The organism is Croceitalea sp. MTPC6 (genome assembly GCF_036985525.1).
Taxonomy (GTDB): domain Bacteria; phylum Bacteroidota; class Bacteroidia; order Flavobacteriales; family Flavobacteriaceae; genus Croceitalea.
This window is the reverse complement of sequence record NZ_BTGR01000001.1, coordinates 290,710-308,384: the sequence shown is the minus strand read 5'-3', so window position 1 is coordinate 308,384 and position 17,675 is coordinate 290,710. Positions and strand designations below refer to the sequence as shown.

The 17,675-nt window shown below is 36.7% G+C and carries 16 protein-coding genes; 6 read left to right on the top strand and 10 right to left on the bottom strand.

All coding sequences use genetic code 11. The features are described 5' to 3' along the window. The first annotated feature begins 46 nt into the window (after window positions 1–46). Together AACP56_RS01455 and AACP56_RS01450 are read left to right on the top strand one after the other, a co-directional pair. The gene (locus tag AACP56_RS01455) at window positions 47–808 is read left to right on the top strand and encodes an XRE family transcriptional regulator (protein ID WP_339334213.1); all 762 of its coding nucleotides are present in this window, start codon (window positions 47–49) and stop codon (window positions 806–808) included. A gap of 44 nt (window positions 809–852) precedes the next feature. Beyond that, on the top strand, window positions 853–1,926 hold the full coding sequence (locus tag AACP56_RS01450; protein WP_339334215.1) for a transporter substrate-binding domain-containing protein: 1,074 nt from the start codon (window positions 853–855) through the stop codon (window positions 1,924–1,926). Here the strand turns inward: AACP56_RS01450 and AACP56_RS01445 are convergent. The 5 genes from AACP56_RS01445 to AACP56_RS01425 all read right to left on the bottom strand — a co-directional run bounded on the left by AACP56_RS01445 (window position 1,923) and on the right by AACP56_RS01425 (window position 6,210). Further along, window positions 1,923–2,627 carry a hypothetical protein gene (locus tag AACP56_RS01445; protein ID WP_339334217.1) on the bottom strand — a complete coding sequence of 235 codons (705 nt, stop codon included), beginning with the start codon at window positions 2,625–2,627 and terminating at the stop codon, window positions 1,923–1,925. The genes AACP56_RS01450 and AACP56_RS01445 overlap by 4 nt on opposite strands. Continuing rightward, complete coding sequence (locus AACP56_RS01440) at window positions 2,624–3,538, bottom strand: ATP-grasp domain-containing protein (protein ID WP_339334219.1); 915 nt, start codon at window positions 3,536–3,538, stop codon at window positions 2,624–2,626. Before AACP56_RS01440 ends, AACP56_RS01445 begins: the two co-directional genes overlap by 4 nt. Continuing rightward, window positions 3,535–3,801: a hypothetical protein gene (locus tag AACP56_RS01435; RefSeq protein ID WP_339334221.1), complete on the bottom strand. Its 267-nt coding sequence runs from the start codon at window positions 3,799–3,801 to the stop codon at window positions 3,535–3,537. Before AACP56_RS01435 ends, AACP56_RS01440 begins: the two co-directional genes overlap by 4 nt. Window positions 3,802–3,946: 145 nt before the next feature. Continuing rightward, the gene (gene ggt, locus AACP56_RS01430) at window positions 3,947–5,629 is read right to left on the bottom strand and encodes a gamma-glutamyltransferase (RefSeq protein ID WP_339334223.1); all 1,683 of its coding nucleotides are present in this window, start codon (window positions 5,627–5,629) and stop codon (window positions 3,947–3,949) included. Further along, complete coding sequence (locus tag AACP56_RS01425; protein ID WP_339334225.1) at window positions 5,617–6,210, bottom strand: acyl carrier protein phosphodiesterase; 594 nt, start codon at window positions 6,208–6,210, stop codon at window positions 5,617–5,619. The genes ggt and AACP56_RS01425 overlap by 13 nt, the downstream gene beginning before the upstream one ends. Before the next feature lie 70 nt (window positions 6,211–6,280). On the opposite strand from AACP56_RS01425, the gene glmM reads away from it, so the two are divergent. Beyond that, window positions 6,281–7,669: a phosphoglucosamine mutase gene (gene glmM, locus AACP56_RS01420; RefSeq protein ID WP_339334227.1), complete on the top strand. Its 1,389-nt coding sequence runs from the start codon at window positions 6,281–6,283 to the stop codon at window positions 7,667–7,669. A 1-nt stretch (window position 7,670) separates the two neighbouring features. Here the strand turns inward: glmM and AACP56_RS01415 are convergent, their stop codons facing one another. Continuing rightward, window positions 7,671–8,522: an alpha/beta fold hydrolase gene (locus AACP56_RS01415; RefSeq protein WP_339334229.1), complete on the bottom strand. Its 852-nt coding sequence runs from the start codon at window positions 8,520–8,522 to the stop codon at window positions 7,671–7,673. After that, window positions 8,519–9,421, bottom strand: coding sequence for a lysophospholipid acyltransferase family protein (locus tag AACP56_RS01410; protein ID WP_339334231.1), 903 nt, complete (start codon window positions 9,419–9,421; stop codon window positions 8,519–8,521). The genes AACP56_RS01415 and AACP56_RS01410 overlap by 4 nt, the downstream gene beginning before the upstream one ends. 53 nt (window positions 9,422–9,474) lie before the next feature. On the opposite strand from AACP56_RS01410, the gene AACP56_RS01405 reads away from it, so the two are divergent. Together AACP56_RS01405 and AACP56_RS01400 are read left to right on the top strand one after the other, a co-directional pair. Then, window positions 9,475–10,125 carry a rhomboid family intramembrane serine protease gene (locus AACP56_RS01405; protein ID WP_339334233.1) on the top strand — a complete coding sequence of 217 codons (651 nt, stop codon included), beginning with the start codon at window positions 9,475–9,477 and terminating at the stop codon, window positions 10,123–10,125. 140 nt (window positions 10,126–10,265) lie between these two features. Then, window positions 10,266–11,915 carry a hypothetical protein gene (locus tag AACP56_RS01400; protein WP_339334235.1) on the top strand — a complete coding sequence of 550 codons (1,650 nt, stop codon included), beginning with the start codon at window positions 10,266–10,268 and terminating at the stop codon, window positions 11,913–11,915. A gap of 77 nt (window positions 11,916–11,992) precedes the next feature. On the opposite strand, the gene AACP56_RS01395 is transcribed toward AACP56_RS01400, so the two are convergent. Next, window positions 11,993–13,111, bottom strand: a complete 1,119-nt coding sequence (locus AACP56_RS01395; protein ID WP_339334237.1) for a TlpA disulfide reductase family protein — start codon at window positions 13,109–13,111, stop codon at window positions 11,993–11,995. Between the two features lie 87 nt (window positions 13,112–13,198). Next, window positions 13,199–13,708 (bottom strand): hypothetical protein, encoded by a 510-nt coding sequence (locus tag AACP56_RS01390; RefSeq protein ID WP_339334239.1) that lies wholly within the window; start codon window positions 13,706–13,708, stop codon window positions 13,199–13,201. A gap of 88 nt (window positions 13,709–13,796) precedes the next feature. Here AACP56_RS01390 and AACP56_RS01385 point away from each other — a divergent pair, with 88 nt between their 5' ends. Continuing rightward, window positions 13,797–16,712 (top strand): FAD-binding and (Fe-S)-binding domain-containing protein, encoded by a 2,916-nt coding sequence (locus AACP56_RS01385; protein ID WP_339334241.1) that lies wholly within the window; start codon window positions 13,797–13,799, stop codon window positions 16,710–16,712. Here AACP56_RS01385 and AACP56_RS01380 read toward each other — a convergent pair. Continuing rightward, a complete protein-coding gene (locus tag AACP56_RS01380; RefSeq protein ID WP_339334243.1) occupies window positions 16,668–17,579 on the bottom strand; it encodes a UDP-2,3-diacylglucosamine diphosphatase in 912 nt (303 codons plus the stop codon). The two genes, AACP56_RS01385 and AACP56_RS01380, sit on opposite strands and share 45 nt — an antisense overlap. Window positions 17,580–17,675: the final 96 nt, after the last annotated feature.

The following is a 17,675-nucleotide window of genomic DNA, read 5'->3' as shown; positions in this document are numbered from 1 at the left end:
TTCCATATTGTTTTTGGAATTATTCCATATTTAACTACATTTGAGTATGGAAAATGAACTCACACTCAAACGTTTTACAGCTATTCGAAGGGATTTAGGGCATACCCAAGCAGAGTTTGCCAAGCTTTTAGGGGTGTCCAATACTACTGCAGATATAGAACGAGGACGTACCAAACTTTCTGGTAGGGTAGTAGTGGAGCTGTTGCGGCAATTCAATATAAATCCACTATGGTTGTTTGGTGAAAGTGATGAAAAACATTTGGACACTACGAGAACAAGTGTCATCCCCAAAGTGGTTACTGTAGATAGTTCTGAGCAAGATAACATGGTCTTGGTAAACGCTAAAGCAGCTGCAGGGTATCCCCAGAACATAACGGACACAAGTTGGTACCAACAATTACCAGCTTTTGATATGCCCATTCCAGAGTTTAGGAATGCTACCTACCGTGGTTTTCAGGTAGAAGGGGACAGTATGTTGCCCAATCTACACCCCGGGGAATGGGTTTTGGCCAAAGCGATTGAACATATAGACCACGTTAGTCTTAATAAAATGTATGTGGTGGTTTTACAGGACGCTGTGATGGTAAAAAAGATTGAACGAAAACCAAATTCTAATAACATCACCTTGGTTTCTTTAAACGAAATCTATCCTCCCTATGATATTAAGCCCTTTCAGATTCAAGAGATTTGGGAGGTAAGTAGTAAACTCACTTTTAATGTTGATGCTACTACGGAAAAAGGATTGCTGCGCCAGTTACAAGAATCAATGGAGGAATTAAAAAAGCAAGTGGGGCAGACAAAAAACTAATCCTTTTTGGATTATCTTTAAAACCATAATCAACCACTTATCCAATGAAACGATTTTTTTTCGTTTTTGCACTTTTCCTATTCTGTTTTAAGATTTCCGCACAAGCGCCTACTGATACTTTAATAGTAGGCTATGCACCGGCAGCTCCATTTATTATTGAGGACGATGAGCTTTTGGAAGGAATAAATATTTGGCTTTGGAAACGTGTGGCTGAAGATTTAGAGCTGCCTTACACCATAAAGAAGATGGCTTTTGCCGATATGCTAGCGGCATTAAAATCTGGCGAGATAGATGTAAGTATTAATCCTTTGACAATTACGAGTGACCGCATTAAAGAACTTGGGTTTACCCGTTCTTTCTTTGCTTCACATTCTACTGTAGCGGTTGCCGAAAAATCATCTTTTCAGAAAATAAAACAGTTCTTGGGCGCCATATTTCAGATGAATTTCCTTCGCGGATTTCTTTTACTTTTTGTTATTCTGTTGTTTTTCGGCTTTTTGACTTGGTTGTTTGAACGTAGACATAATCCCAATGATTTTAGACCTGGACAAAAAGGAATTTGGGATGGACTTTGGTGGTCTGTTGTGACATTAACCACTGTAGGCTATGGTGATAAAGCACCAAAAACACGATGGGGGAAAATCGCCGCTTTAGGGTTGATGTTGAGTGGTCTGCTTTTTGTTTCCGGTTTAACAGCAAGTATAGCATCAAGTTTAACGGTAAACCAATTAACGGAAAACGTTGAAAGTTTTGATGAGTTTAAAGAACGACCAGTAGGCACAGTTCGTAGTTCTAGTTCTTATGATTTTTTACGAGTCCATTTTTTTAAAGATATTAACCAATATAATAGTGTTGTACCTGGGTTACAAGATTTGAATAACCAAAAAATAGAGGCATTCATATATGATGAACCTATCCTCAAATATCGAATTCGAAAAGATTCTACATTAGCTAAGCTGCAATTATTGCCCATTAAGTTTGATGTACAATTCTATGCTTTTGGCATAAATAAGGACAGCTTGGCCTTACAGAGAAGAATATCACAACGGATTTTGGAAATCATTGAAACCACAGAGTGGGAGGTAGTACTTGCAGAATATGGACTTACAGAGATTTAATTATATCCTTTAATGTTACCAATACTTAAATTAACAGGGCCAAATTTGTGTGATTTAGGTAGATATGCACCAGTTGAAGTAATAATCCAATCGTCCCAACTAGCTTCCAGGCCTCCAATTGGAATAATTTTAACCCACATTTGAAAGGAATTAGGAAATCCATTAGGGTTCAATTTCCAGAGATAGCTATCTCCAGGTGTAGTTCCGCCTTTGGTATAGGTAACCAAAAGTCCTTTTGAGCCATCTTCAAGTTCGACAATACCTCTTTTAGTTCCCTTGTCAAAAACCTTGTAGGGTGCTACCAACCAGAAAGAATCATTATTGAATTTGTCCAAGGCATCATCTATTAAAGTTTTGCTATTTACGTCATTAATTGCTTTACCCCCTTCATAAGATTTGCTTTTTGAAAGATTGGATAAGTCTAGAACAACTTTCTTGTTACTCCATTTGACTTCAACAATACCGTTCTCTTTGTCCCACTTATAGTGATGGGAATCGTTTCTAAAAGACCATTCTATAAACCGTGTTTGTTTATAGCTATCATAATTAATTGCTTTAAGCATTTTAGCTGCTAATGCATCCGCTTCTGCCCCTGACTTTCCTTTTGGTAGGGGTTCGTTTATTATCCACCCATAAATAAATAGTCCAAGAAGAACTACCCCAGTTAGAATGCCTATAATTTTTAAAATACGTTTTATCAAAATAATCCTTCTTTAATACTTTTAGCTAAAACCTGTGCAGCTTTTGGATAAAAGCGAAACCAAAGCTCAGGTTCAAATACTTCCAGTTCTGCTAGCGCCAATTTCTCTTCATTGTCCTTAAAAATATCCACTCTGGCATAGATAGGAAGCTCGGGAGCTGCATTTACTATTGAAATGGCAAAATCTATCTCTTCGCTTGAAGGTTGATATTTATGTACAGAACCCCCATAGTCATCCTGTACTCTAAAATCACCAGGCTTTGCAATTTTTAAAACGGCATGGGTGAATTTTCCGTTAAGGACCATCATGGAAATTTCACCTTCTACAACTATATTTTTTTGAAACTCTTGAAGCATCATGGCTTGATTGCAAATTAATTCTTTAAACGTGGCTTCATGCTTATTGCAGTCTGATTCATGGAATTTATAGGTATGATAAGCTCCGCCTCCAATACAAGGTTTTAGAACAAAATCTCTAGCTGTAAAACCCATGGTGCTTTTAGCATTTTTTATAGAATCAGCAAGGCTTGTTTTGGTATTGGGCTCAACAAATAATGTTTTAGGAATGTTCACGCCTTTTTTATTCAAATCTTGAAGATAGTGCTTATCAATGTTCCATCGAATCAATGTTTTGGAGTTGATAAATGTAGTTTGTTGAGCTGTTTTTTGAAACCATTCAAAAAATTCCTCATAACGGTCAAAATAATCCCAAGTAGCTCTGAATATAGCATACGTGCTGCTTGACCAATCAAAGTTTTTATCATCCCAAGGTTTTCTTGTTACGCTTAGACCTTGTTGTACCAATTCATCTTGTAGCATTTGATCTTCCAATAAAACATTTTCTATGTATTTGTTGGTTTTAGTTGGGTTTATATATCTGCTGTCCGTAAGGATGGTAATATCATATCTCATAGGTGATTCTCAATGAAGTTGATTAGCCCAAAAATGATGATAATCCAAAAAATAAAACCTAGAACCCTAGCATAAAATGATTGTTTTATTTTTCTATCAAAACCATGTTTTTTAAACCTATCTATTTCAAAATCATTTGAATCTTTTGCAGGAAAAAGTTTAGATGAATTATTTATAGGAATAATAAAAAAATCGGACCATTCTTCAAATGTCAAAGAAGCATTTTTTCTTTTTGCTGAATTATCCTCCTTCTTTTTATTCATTTTATCTAAAACTAAATAGTTCTGAAAATTGAGTTCCGAGCTTCAAATTAATCGACACAAATCACACTAATTCTTACAAATAATTTACAAGTCGGCCTCTTAAAATTTTAATACTTGGGTTTGAGCTTGAAGTTTGAACTTTAATTTAAAAACCTACTGCTTTATCATCCCCACGCTTATCTGCACCACCTTCCAACTTTCCATTTGGCAACACGCGGATGGCATCAACTTTGCCAATTATCGGGGTTCTTTCCTCATTAATGATATAGCCTTTTGCTTTTAATTCGGTCTTTAATTCTCCAGAAAAACCTTGAGGTTCAAAAACAACCATGTCCGGTAACCATTGATGGTGAAAACGTGGGGCATCTACCGACTCTTGCATGCTCAAATTAAATTCATAAGCATTTAAAATGGTCTGTGCTACCGCTGTTATAATAGTAGAGCCACCTGGGGTACCAACGACAAGCCATAATTTTCCATCTTTTTCTACTATGGTTGGCGTCATACTGCTCAACATTCTTTTTTCTGGGGCAATGCTGTTTGCCTCGGCCCCAATAAGTCCAAACATGTTTGGGACGCCAACTTTGGCACTAAAATCATCCATCTCATTATTCAAAAAGATACCTAGCTCTTTTGAGTATAATTTTGAGCCATAGCCTCCATTTAATGTGGTTGTAGCCGAGATTGCGTTTCCTTCGGCATCGATAATAGAGTAATGGGTAGTTTCCATACTCTCCACAATTTCTACCTCGCCGTGACTAACATCTGATGAAAGTGTCGCTTTATCAAACGAGAAGTTTTTCATCCTTGAACTTAGATAATCATTGGTCAGAATTACATCCAAAGGAATATCCGTAAAATCTGGATCGCCTAAAAAGTAGTTGCGGTCCGCGTAAGCCCTTCGAGCTGCTTCGGTAAACAACTGAACCGTTTTTGCTGAGTTATGACCAAAATCATCCACATCATATGGTTCCATCATTTTAAAAATCTGATTCATGGTGACGCCACCGCTACTTGGTGGACTCATGGAAATCACTCGTAAATCTTTATAGTTGAAAGTTACTGGGTAGCGCCATTTTGCTTCATATTTAGCCAAATCTTCCTCGGTTATAAATCCACCATTTTCTTGAATCAATTCAGCTAGTTTTTGGGCTACTTCGCCTTTGTAAAACCCGTCACGTCCTTCATTCATTATTTTGGTTAACGTATTGGCAAGTTCAGGATACTTTATAGTATCGCCTACTTTAAAATTTTGTGCAAATTTTGTACTGTCTCCATTTACCTCAACAAATCGCTCCTTATAATTTTCTAGTCGTTTTGCTTGTTTTTCTGTTACAACAACACCTCTTTTTGCCAAGGCAATTACTGGTTCTAAAATTTCTGGAAGCGCTAATGAGCCATATTTTATATGGACTTCCATAATTCCGGCAACAGTTCCAGGAACGCCCACTGCAGTCGCGCCAACTGTACTCATATTGGGGATTACATTGCCCAGTGAGTCTAAATACATATCCTTGTGAGCAGCCAATGGCGCTTTTTCACGATAATCCAATCCGCCTATATCACCGTTTGCTTTTCGGTAAACCATAAAACCACCACCGCCAAGATTGCCTGCAAACGGATAGGCAACTGCTAGTGCCATTTCTGTCCCAACCATAGCATCAAAGGCATTTCCACCTTTTTTCATGATTTCAATACCAATTTCACTAGCTTCTTCACGTGCGGAAACCACCATTGCTTTCTCGGCAACTTCGCCGGTTGGAATAGCAGGCTTTTGCTTGCAATTAATGAATAAAACAAATGGTAATAGCAGTATTAATCTTCGCATAGGGAAATGAATTTTTGTTTGGAAAAGGTAATCAATTCATCAAAAAAAGCAGTAAACTCTTTTTCAAAGTCAGTATAGTGTTCTTCTAAGTCTAAAATCGCATTGTTCATTTTCGACCTATTTTTTGTACGGCGGTTCATTCCATTAAGCACTCTAGCAATCCCCGTTAGGTTGGAATAGTTATAGAGCCAATTATCAGCTACCATATAGGGCAACATGCGCTGCGTGCCAAGAGGTAGTATCTCGTAATTTTCTTCTAAAAGGTCGTAAAAGGAATCAACATAGCTATCCAAAGGTATTTCCGAATAGGCATTCCAATTTTTTGCCAAAAAGTGATCGTAAAAAATATCTACAATAACCCTGCTGTAGTGACTGTAATTTTTATGTAAACGTTTACTGCTCTGTCTCGCAATAGGGTGCGCATCTGTAAAAGTATCTATCTCACGATGCAATAAAATCCCGTTTTGAACTTTAAGAGGTAGGTGTTTGTATTTATTGGCACGAATATGATCGGCAAAAAAATTACCCAAGGTAATCTGTGGGTCATCAAACGAAAGATAAATATGTGCTAAAAAATTCACTTTCGAAATTTACAAATTAGAAACGTGTATTAACAACCATCAATTTATATTTGCAAAAACTTTTAAACACATGGCCTTAATCAAATCTATTTCTGGAATTCGTGGTACCATTGGTGGTGGTGCTAATGATAACCTAACACCTATTGATGCTGTAAAGTTTGCGGCGGCCTACGGAACTTGGTTAAAAGACTATACAGGTAAAGATGAACTTACTGTAGTCATTGGGAGAGATGCGCGTTTGTCTGGTGAGATGATTCAGAATTTAGTGGTTTCTACTTTGGTGGGACTAGGGATAGATATTGTGGATTTAGGTTTGTCTACCACGCCAACAGTTGAAATTGCAGTGCCGTTGGAAAAGGCAGATGGGGGCATCATTTTAACTGCTAGCCATAACCCAAAGCAATGGAATGCACTTAAACTTTTGAACGAAAAAGGGGAATTTTTAGATGCAAAACAAGGTGCTGTCATCTTAGAACTGGCAGAAAAAGAAGATTTTGATTTTGCAGAAGTGGATGATTTGGGCAAAATAGATAAAAATGATTCTTATATAGATATCCATATAGATGAAGTATTAAATCTGCCCTTGGTGGATAAAGAAACCATAAAAAAGGCAGCTTTTAAAGTTGTTGTTGATGGGGTTAACTCTACTGGAGGAATAGCCATTCCTAAATTGCTTAAAGAGTTGGGAGTAGAAGTGGTTGAATTGTATTGCGACCCTACCGGGCATTTCCCACATAATCCAGAGCCGCTAAAGGAGCATTTGAAGGATATTTGTGAATTGGTTGTAAAAGAAAAAGCAGACTTTGGAATTGTCGTAGACCCAGATGTAGATCGTTTGGCATTTATAAGCAATGATGGCGAAATGTTCGGGGAAGAATATACTTTGGTTGCTTGCGCTGATTATGTATTGGGCAAAACAAAAGGAAATACAGTGTCCAATCTCTCTTCTTCCAGGGCTTTGCACGATATTACCCAAAAGCATGGTGGTACATACGAAGCTGCTGCAGTAGGCGAAGTAAATGTAGTCACCAAAATGAAAGCTAACAATGCCATAATTGGTGGTGAAGGTAATGGAGGAATCATATATCCCGAAAGTCATTATGGCCGTGATTCGTTAGTGGGTACAGCTTTGTTTTTGATGTTGATGGCTGAAAGGGGAGGAACAGTAGCTGAACTTAGAGCTAGCTATCCAAGTTATTTTATGAGTAAAAAGAAGATTCAGTTAACCCCTAATTTGGATGTAGACGCTTTACTTGTGGCAATGCATGATAAATATAAAAATGAAGATGTGTCCACTATTGATGGTGTAAAGATTGATTTTGCTGAAAATTGGGTACATCTTAGAAAATCCAATACAGAGCCTATCATCAGAATTTATACGGAGGCTAGAAGTCAGGCTGAAGCAGATGGTTTGGCAGACAGAATCATTGGAGAAATCAAAGATATTGCTGGGATATAATCTATTTTGACAAGAAATCCAGTAAGTTATCTTTTATGAGTTGCTCTTTGTCCCAAACAATAAAATGGTTTTCGTCTTTAAGAGTAATAACTTCTAAGTTATCCACATTTGAAAACGCTTGTTTCATAAAGTCAACATTTTTATAGGGCACCAAATTATCTGCTGTACCATGAATTATCATCACGTTTTGGGATAAGTATTTTAAATCTGGACGCATAGCGATTAAATCCTGTTTTAGCATCCAAAGTTCATCATTTGAAGGTTTTAAAGAACCAGGGACAAGGTATTTAAGGGGAACCCAAGTCAGTGGTTTTCTCCACTTTTCTGGCTTTTCAGTACTTGGATCTATTGCGCCCGCTAAAATCATTAGATTTTGATATAAATCTGGATTTTCTAAAGCCATTTTTACAATAAGGGGCCCTCCATAAGAATGACCAATCAGGGTGATAGGTTTACCATTATCAATTTTCTTAAGGAAATTGTTCATAATTGTAGCCTGTACATCTAAATTCAGGCTTCTACGAAAATCACTATATCCAAAGCCAGGTCTATCTGGCGCAATAAGGCGATACTTTTTAAGTAAAAGGGAGTCGGTCAAATAATTTTTCCATGCATCCCAACTTCCTGGAGAACCATGTATAAAAACAAGGCTTTGTGCCTTCTCATTACCAGTCTGTAGATAATGAAGATCTCTATCTTGAATTTGAACAGTGGAATCTAAAAATGCTACTCTTTGTTCTTTGAAAAAAGCTCTAGTCTTTTTTGCAGAAGTACGCATAGTCATACAAGAGTGTGCGAATAATAGGTAACCTAAAAGCACGGCATAGACTAAGTACCGTTTTTTAAATTTCATAAAGCATCTTTATTTAGATACTCAGTCGGAACTTTGTCCCGATGCTTCCATCTTCGGTGCGTCCATAAGTAAAATTCAGGAGCTTCATGTATTTGTTGTTCTGCCAGCCTGAGGAATTGTTCAGTGATTTCGTTTTCCGAAGTATTGGCACCATCAAGGGTAATAGGAATTAATTCTGCCTTGTAATATCCACGTTTTACTTTGGAAACTTTTAGGAACACAACGGCTAGGTCCAATTTTCGTGCAAGTTGTTCCGCGCCTTTGTAAACAGGGACTTTAACACCCATGAAATCTGACCAATATTGTCCTTTCTTAACCATTGGCGATTGATCACTGACCATACCATAGACCGAAATGGTATTCTTTTTTTCATTGCCAATTACGGTTTTAACGGTTTCTTGCTGGGTAATAAGATTGGTATCCCAGCGGTTTCTGACTTTTCGGGTCAATTTATCAAAATATGGGTTGGCAATACGCTGGTAAACACCATAGCCTCTGGCATCTATGTAATTATTGATACTGGTATTCCATTCCCAATTCGCATAATGGGAACAAACAATCAAAACTGTTTTAGATTTAACGATTTCTTGTAAAACCTCAATATTTGGTAAGTGATATCGCTTTTTCACTTCTTTTTTAGACATCCCCATAGTTTTGGTCATTTCTAAAAAAACATCGCACATGTGCTTGTAAAACTTGCGTTGTATCTGTAGGATTTCTTCTTCGGATTTGTTGGGAAAAACCAATTTTAAGTTGTTATAAACCACTTTTTTACGATAGCTAATCACATAATATAACAGATAGAACACACAATCTGATATAAAATGGATAAGCTTAAAAGGAAGTCTGGAAAATACCCATAAAATGGGGTAGGTTATAAGATATACAACTAGCTGCATATAAAAATAGTATGCGCAAATATAGCTATATTTAGACCCAAAAATGACACTTTATGTATAGTTTGCATATTGCTACAATTGCCATTATTGCAGCCAATGTTTTGGTTTCTATAAAAGGCTTTAATGATACTATATTTTTTGATCGTTATAAGTTTAGCATAGGAGGAATAAAAGGTGGGCAAAAAGAACGTGCCTTGACTTCGGGTTTTTTGCATGTGGACATGGCCCATTTGTTTTTCAATATGTTTACGCTTTACTTTTTTGCTGATGTAGTAATTAACTGGTTTGGTCCGACCCAATTTTTAATTATTTACTTTATTAGTTTGTTAGGAGGAAACTTATTATCAATTTTCTTCCATCAGAACGAACCCTACTATAGTGCTGTAGGGGCAAGTGGTGCTGTAACTGGTATTTTGTATGCTGCAATCCTATTGCAGCCAGATATGCAATTGGGCTTCTTCTTTATTCCCATACCACTGCCTGCATATGTTCTGGGTATTGGTTATTTGCTGTATTCTATTTATGGCATGAAAAATAGGGTTGGGAATATCGGCCATTCTGCACATTTTGGGGGTGCAATCGGTGGGTATGTGACCACTTTGTTATTTAAGCCAGAGCTTTTTCAAACGGATACTCTAATGGTCGTTCTTTTAGCATTACCAATCATAGCCTTGTTTGTGCTTGAAAAACTAGGAAAGATTTAAAAAAGTAATCTTTATCTTACATAATTTGTTTTAGTAGTGTGTACTTCATCGGATTGCCCACAATTTAGGTGTGTTTTACAACAATAATTAGTGGGAGTAGGGGATTCAGGATAATTTCGTCATTCAAAATACGATTAAACATGTCCCATTTCAAGAAGTTTAGACTGCTTTTCATTTTGATTTTGATTGTTGTTTCATGTACTGATGAGACCACAGTTTTTGAAAACCCGCAAGATACTATAGGAGTAGAGTTGAATAGTGAAACACTATTAAACAGTGTCGTTTTTGACGACAGCGGAGTACTTGATATCTTTGAAGAAGATATCAATACAGGAAAGTTTGCAAAATTTGCCAACGAGCAAGCTGGTGATTACCCTTTAACCCTAGTTGCTAAAATTGAACCACCCTTATTTTCTGGAGGTGAAAATTTAACAGCTACTGATGTCCACATAGATGGAGATTTTGCATATGTAAGTTACAATACTGCTGGTGCAGTTTATGCCGGCGCAGTTGATATAGTTAACATCGGTGACCCTACAAATCCATTTTTGGCCGGCAGGGCTTATTCTTATGATAAAGATTTAAATGCCATACATTATGATAATGGCTATGCCTATATTGTTGGAGGTATTGATGCCGAGCAATCTGTATTAGCTACTGACAATTCTGTAATTATTAAAGTTGCAGTTAATAGCGGACGTTTTAACACTTCTGATTTAACCTATAACTATCAAGCTGGTTTTAATGCTACAGATATAGAATTAATGGGTAATAGCTTATTCGTAACTTCTGGCAAGGATGGTTTTATTAGTGAATACAGTACAAGTACCCTTGAGCTTATTAAAGAAGCCCCATTTACAGATTTACGTTCACTATCTATAAATAATGATAAAATAGCTGTCTTGGATGCAAGTGTAGGGGTTCGCATTCTGAATACTGATTTCAGTGAATTATCCCAAATTTCTATCACTTCGGATTTTAGAGAGTCAGATAAAAGGACTTTGGATTTTTCAGGGGATAAAGTAGTAGTATCAGAAGGAGAAAATGGAGCAGGAGTTTATAATGCTTCTACAGGAAGTTTTATTGAATATGTTCCTATACTAATAAATCCTGATGATGTTTCTACGTCTGATGTTGTGACCAATGCAGTTGCTTTTAATGAGGATGTGCTTTTAATGGCCAATGGCGGTGCAGGTTTGTGTCTTTCAGAAGAAAATAATTCAGTGGAATTGGTTGGGATTATTGAATTAGAAGGCTCTATAAACTATGTTGCGACAAAGGGAGACTTTATTTTTGCAGCTTCTGGACGTGAAGGTTTACAAATTATAAAAATGAATAAACCATCTACTAGTCTTCAAGAAAGATGTTCTATATCCCCTAGATATTTTGGAAGCTCAATATTAAATGTGCCTCAAGGTGATGATTTAGCTTACAGTGGTTCTAGAAGACTTAGAGAAGTTACAGTTGATGGTTCTTTGCTATTGTGCGGAAGTTGGACTGTTAGAGATGGAATATCAATCAATAACAATGCAATACTTGAGTTGAGTGGAATTTATACAGTAGCTAGAAACAATAGAAGGCGAAATGTAACTATTAGTGAAGGTGCAACTCTTAGGTTAGAAGGAGAAGAAAATGGCGGCTTGACCATTTGGGGAGATTTGATACTTGAAGATAACGCTACGCTAGAATTTTTAGGAAATAACAATGCCATAACTGTTCATGGGGATGTCATTATATCTGACTCTGCTACTGTGATAGGTAATTATGATGATACAGAAAATAAGTTCTAATCAAACTAAAAACCATAACAAATAAAAAAAGCCCTTGTAATTCTACAAGGGCTTTTTTGATAAAAGTATTTTTAATTCTAGTTAAGAAGCAATTCTACTACTTTTTCTTCTAAGGCAGGCCCTCTGAGGTCTTTTGCCACAATAACCCCATTTTCATCCAGTAAAAAGGCAGCTGGGATAGCATTTATCCCATATAATTTAGCAATTGGATCATTAAAATATTGTAGGTTGGATACATGGTTCCATTGTAAGCCATCTGCCTCAATGGCATTAAGCCAATCTTCAGACTTTCTATCCAAAGAAACTCCTAAAACATTGAAACCTTTATCCTTGTATTTATTGTAAACCTGAACAATATTAGGATTCTCTGCTCTACATGGTCTGCACCAAGCAGCCCAAAAATCTACAAGGGTTAGTTTTCCTTTTACATCATTCAATGCTAGCACTTTACCCTCTGGCGTTGGCCCGGAAAATACAGGGGCAATCGCTCCAACTTCGGTTGCAGCTGTTCTTTCTAATTCTTCAGCAATTCGTTTACCTGGTTTTGTAGCTTTTATTTCATTGGTAAGTGAATTAAAAAGATCTTTGATTTCATTTGCTGGTATTGCTTTGGTACGTAATACATTTTCTAGAACTAGAGCAGAAATTAGGGCATTTGGATTTTCTTTGATAAAATCAATATTAAAGCTTTTTGATTTCTCTTGAAGTTCAAAAAATTCTTCTCTCAAAGAGGTCATGGCTGCACTATCTGGAGGAGATTGCATTCTTGCTTTTTGCATGTCTTGCTGCATAGATTGAGCCATTTGCTGCATTTTCCTTGATTCGTCCAAGAACTCAGAGAACATTTCGTTCTGCAGTGTTCCCTCTATTTTAGCGAACATCAAACTGTCTTTTTGACCTTTGAACGTTATTGCCCCATTTTCAACAATTACTGGCCAATTTCCACGGATTCCCTCAACCACCATATAATGTAAAACGGGAGAATCTTGAGTTCCTTGGAATTCAAATTTGCCCCCTACGGTTATTGTTGTGTCAACATCGACTAGTCTGTTGGTAGAATCGGTTGTTTTTAAGTAGACTTTGGAACTGTCAGCAAGCTCACCGGTTATTTCTCCATTAATACTGTATCCATCAGAGCCTGTTCCACAAGCAATAACTAAAATAGCAATTAAAATGACAACTAAACCTTTTTTCATATTGTAAATTTTGGTCAAAGGTAAAGATATTCATGAGCATAAAAAAAGCCCTGTGTTAAGGGCTTTGCATTATGTTAGAAATAGTTATTAGAATTGATAGCGAAGTCCTAAGGCAATATCAAAAAGGAAATCGTTGTCAAAACCGTCAAAGCCAATAATGCCTATCTCTGGACGTATATCTAATGAGATTAAAAGCGGAATGTCAAAATCATATTCCAACCCAAGATTTCCAGCTGCAAAAACAAACAGTCCGTCATTGTCATCACTAAAGCCGTTGTTGTTATTGGGCACAGGTTCAAAATCGGCATTTCCCAATCCTCCACCAACACCGTAGTACCAATTAAAACCACCATCTATTTGATGTACCCATTGGTAAACCCCAGCTAATTTAAAGGCATCAAATTCTCTGCTATCCCTAAATCCAAGGTTAAATTCTGCTCTGTTGAGTCTACCAATTGATTTTTGATAGGATATTTCCGCACCAAAGCCATCGCTATCTCCCAAACGTAACCCTAATGAATGGTCTGAAATACTTTGTGCCTGTAAGTTGATTGTTGCAAATACAAATAGTAATGTAATAAATGTGATGATTCTCATAAGTTTCTCGATTTAATGAAAATTAAAAATAGTCTCTTTCGGACTTTCTGTAATAAAACTTACTTTAGTTGTCAAAAATTGTTCCAAATTGAATAAATCAATTTTAGAAGCACTTTCTAACCAGCTTGAAGGAGAATTAAATCATGATGATTTAACAAAAACCTTGTATGCTACAGATGCATCTGTATACCGTAAGATTCCCCTTGCTGTAGCCTTTCCAAAAGTGGCCAATGACTTAAAAATATTAGTAAATTTTGCTGTAAATAATAAAATAGGATTAATACCAAGAACTGCGGGCACTTCATTGGCGGGACAATGCGTTGGAGAGGGCATAATTGTAGATACCTCTAGGTATTTTACTAAAATCATACATCTTAACGAAGAAAAGCGACAAGTTGTCGTACAACCTGGGGTAGTACGTGATGAACTCAACCAATATTTAAAACCATTTGGTCTTTTTTTTGGACCAAATACCTCCACTTCAAACCGTTGTATGATAGGGGGAATGGTGGGTAATAACTCATCTGGGACTACATCAATTCAATATGGGGTAACACGTGATAAAATAGTGTCTTTAAAAACCATACTTTCTGATGGAAGTGAAGCTTTTTTTGAAAATATCTCCAAAGATGAGTTCTTTAAAAAGTCAAAAGTGGATTCCTTGGAAGGTAATATTTATAAAGCATTACATGAAGAGCTTTCCAATACTGAAGTTCAGCAAGAAATTTTAAAAGAGTTTCCCAAGCCAAGTATCCATAGACGAAATACAGGATATGCAGTAGATGAACTTTTAGATAGTTCTGTTTTTTCAGATTCAGTAGAACAGTTTAACCTTAGTAAGCTCCTGTCCGGAAGTGAAGGAACCCTTGCTTTTACTACTGAAATTACGCTCCATCTCGATGTTTTACCTCTTGAATACTCGGCAATGGTGGCAACGCATTACAGTTCTTTGGAAGACTGCTTGAGTGATGTTGCACCTGTAATGACACATAGTTTGCATTTGTGTGAAATGATGGATAAGGTAATTTTGGACTGTACCAAAAACAACAGGCAGCAACTGGCAAATCGGTTTTTTGTAGAAGGCGACCCAGCTGCTATTTTAATGTTAGAGGTAAAAGCTAAAACAGAACAGGATTTAAAAGTACAAATAGATAACCTCTTAAAAACTATTTCAAAATCTGGGCTAAGCTACGCCAGTCCGGTTTTATATGGTGGTGATATTGGTAAAGCCATTGAGCTTAGAAAGGCTGGACTGGGTTTGTTGGGTAACATGGTGGGTGATAAGAAAGCGGTAGCCTGTATTGAAGATACTGCGGTTGCACTTGAGGATTTAAAAGACTTTATCTTGGAGTTTTCAGCAATAATGGCTAGTTACAAACAAAGTGCGGTCTATTATGCCCATGCTGGTGCTGGAGAACTGCATCTTAGACCAATTTTAAACCTTAAAAAGTCAGAAGATGTAAAGTTATTCAGGGCAATTACAACTGATGTTGCCAAATTGACCAAAAAATACAAAGGAAGTTTTAGCGGAGAGCATGGTGATGGTATTGTTCGTGCAGAATTTATCCCTTTGATGATTGGTGAAGCCAATTATGAGCTTTTAAAACGTATTAAAAAAGTATTTGACCCTCATAACATCTTTAATCCAGGTAAGATTGTCGACGCGTATGCAATGGATGAGTCGCTTCGCTATGAAATTGACAGGGAAGAACCTGAGATCAAAACACTGATGGATTTTTCAGACAGTGAAGGTATTCTTAAAGCTGCTGAAAAGTGCAATGGGAGTGGGGATTGCCGTAAATCTCACAATATGTCCGGTGGCATGTGTCCTAGCTATCATGCAACGTTGGACGAAAAAGACACTACTAGGGGCCGTGCGAATACCTTAAGAGAGTTTTTGACCAATTCTGATAAGCCCAATCAATTTGACCATAAGGAATTGAAAGAAGTGTTTGACCTTTGTTTGAGTTGTAAGGCCTGTGCCAGTGAATGCCCAAGTAATGTTGATGTTGCCACACTGAAAGCCGAATTTTTATATCAGTACCAAGAAACAAACGGATATTCCTTACGAAGTAAGTTGTTCGCTTACAATACCAAGTTTAATGCTATGGGGAGTAAGGTTTCTGGTTTGACCAATGCCGTATATGATTCCAAAATACTTGGGGGTTTACTTAAGAAAACTGTTGGAGTATCATCAAAAAGAAAACTTCCTAAGGTATATAGTTTTAGTTTCGATAACTATATAGAAAATTTTGAAAATAAAGAGGTTAAACCTAATAGAAAGATAATTCTATATATAGATGAATTTACAAAATACCTTGATGTTGAGGTTGGCAAAGATGCAATTCATGTGCTACAAAAATTAGGGTATTCGGTAGAACTTTTTTACGCGGAAAGTGGACGCACTTACATGTCTAAAGGTTTCTTAAGACAAGCAAAAAAACTTGCAGCTGCGAATATTGAGAAATTAAAGCCTTTTTTAGACAAGAACCTTCCTATTATTGGATTAGAACCTTCTGCAATCTTATCCTTTAGAGATGAATATAAACGTTTGCACTATGATAAGGGAGTTTTAGAGCAATTGTCTGCCAATAGTTTTTTGATTGAAGAGTTTTTGGCTGAGGAGATTCAGAAAGGTGTCATCACTGCTAATTACTTTACAAGTGAAGAAAAAACAGTTAAAATACATGCTCACTGCCATCAAAAGGCTTTATCAAATCAGAAAGTAACATTCGATGTGCTAAATCTTCCAAAGAACTACAAGGTGTCGATTATCGCTTCAGGTTGCTGTGGTATGGCTGGTTCTTTTGGTTATGAAAAAGAACACTACGAAACCAGTATGGCCGTAGGAGAGCTAAAACTTTTCCCTTCGGTAAGAAAAAGTGATGAAAACACCATTATAGCAGCTAATGGAACCAGTTGTAGGCATCAAATTAAGGATGGTACAGCTAGAGAAGCGCTACATCCCATCACCATCTTGCGCCAAGCCCTGCTTATCCAATGATTTTGTATCAGACTTTTTCTCTTCCTTTTCTGTTATTTCCACATCTCTTTTGTCCGTAATGGATGCGATTAGTTCATTCATGTCCATTTCCTTCAGTTCCTCATCAACAAAAAAAGGTGATAGCTTATCGTGACTGTAATGGTATATGCGCCAACGCTTAAAAGAATATTCCAAAGCGGTCAAATTTTCTACCCAATCCCCTGAATTTAAATACAAGGTTTTACCATGTCTGTTTTCGTAAATTTCTTTTTTAGGCTGGTGTATATGACCGCAAACAACATAATCATATCCATTTTCAATAGCTAAATCAGTAGCGGTTTTTTCAAAATTATTAATGTACTTTACCGCGCCTTTTACACTGTTTTTTATTTTTTTGGAAAGCGAATACTTTTCGCGCCCCAGTCTTACGAGGCACCAGTTTACAAAACTATTTATTAAGATGAGCAAATCATATCCGTAGCCACCTAACTTCGCAAGCCATTTTGCATTCTGAATGGAAACATCAAAAACATCGCCGTGGAAAATCCATGTTTTCTTTCCATCTAAATCCATTACCAATTTATTTACAATTTTAAAATTGCCCATGGATGTGTTGGAGAATTTTCGAAGCATCTCATCATGATTTCCTGTAACATAGCATACTTCGGTGCCTTTTGAAGCCATTCCAATAATCTTCTTGAGCACTTTTAAATGTGAGGGAGGGAAGTATCTCTTGCTAAACTGCCATATGTCAATAATATCACCATTTAAGACTAGTTTCTTTGGCTCGATACTGTTTAGATATGCAATTAATTCATCTGCATGGCAGCCATATGTTCCCAAATGGACATCTGATATTACCGCTAGCTCTATCTTCCTTTTTTTCAATGCAAATAGTTTATTTGCAAAGTAACGACGTTGTTATAAGCTTAGAATCAATTTGAAGTCAAGTGTTTATAAGCTTATTGTTAAAAAAACATTACG

What these genes read in the sequence shown, in the direction of transcription:
- AACP56_RS01455 (WP_339334213.1), top strand. Translation starts at nt 47, where the DNA reads ATGGAAAATGAACTCACACTCAAACGTTTTACAGCTATTCGAAGGGAT.
- AACP56_RS01450 (WP_339334215.1), top strand. Translation starts at nt 853, where the DNA reads ATGAAACGATTTTTTTTCGTTTTTGCACTTTTCCTATTCTGTTTTAAG.
- AACP56_RS01440 (WP_339334219.1), bottom strand. Translation starts at nt 3,538, where the DNA reads ATGAGATATGATATTACCATCCTTACGGACAGCAGATATATAAACCCA.
- AACP56_RS01435 (WP_339334221.1), bottom strand. Translation starts at nt 3,801, where the DNA reads ATGAATAAAAAGAAGGAGGATAATTCAGCAAAAAGAAAAAATGCTTCT.
- ggt (WP_339334223.1), bottom strand. Translation starts at nt 5,629, where the DNA reads ATGCGAAGATTAATACTGCTATTACCATTTGTTTTATTCATTAATTGC.
- glmM (WP_339334227.1), top strand. Translation starts at nt 6,281, where the DNA reads ATGGCCTTAATCAAATCTATTTCTGGAATTCGTGGTACCATTGGTGGT.
- AACP56_RS01415 (WP_339334229.1), bottom strand. Translation starts at nt 8,522, where the DNA reads ATGAAATTTAAAAAACGGTACTTAGTCTATGCCGTGCTTTTAGGTTAC.
- AACP56_RS01410 (WP_339334231.1), bottom strand. Translation starts at nt 9,421, where the DNA reads ATGCAGCTAGTTGTATATCTTATAACCTACCCCATTTTATGGGTATTT.
- AACP56_RS01405 (WP_339334233.1), top strand. Translation starts at nt 9,475, where the DNA reads ATGTATAGTTTGCATATTGCTACAATTGCCATTATTGCAGCCAATGTT.
- AACP56_RS01400 (WP_339334235.1), top strand. Translation starts at nt 10,266, where the DNA reads ATGTCCCATTTCAAGAAGTTTAGACTGCTTTTCATTTTGATTTTGATT.
- AACP56_RS01395 (WP_339334237.1), bottom strand. Translation starts at nt 13,111, where the DNA reads ATGAAAAAAGGTTTAGTTGTCATTTTAATTGCTATTTTAGTTATTGCT.
- AACP56_RS01390 (WP_339334239.1), bottom strand. Translation starts at nt 13,708, where the DNA reads ATGAGAATCATCACATTTATTACATTACTATTTGTATTTGCAACAATC.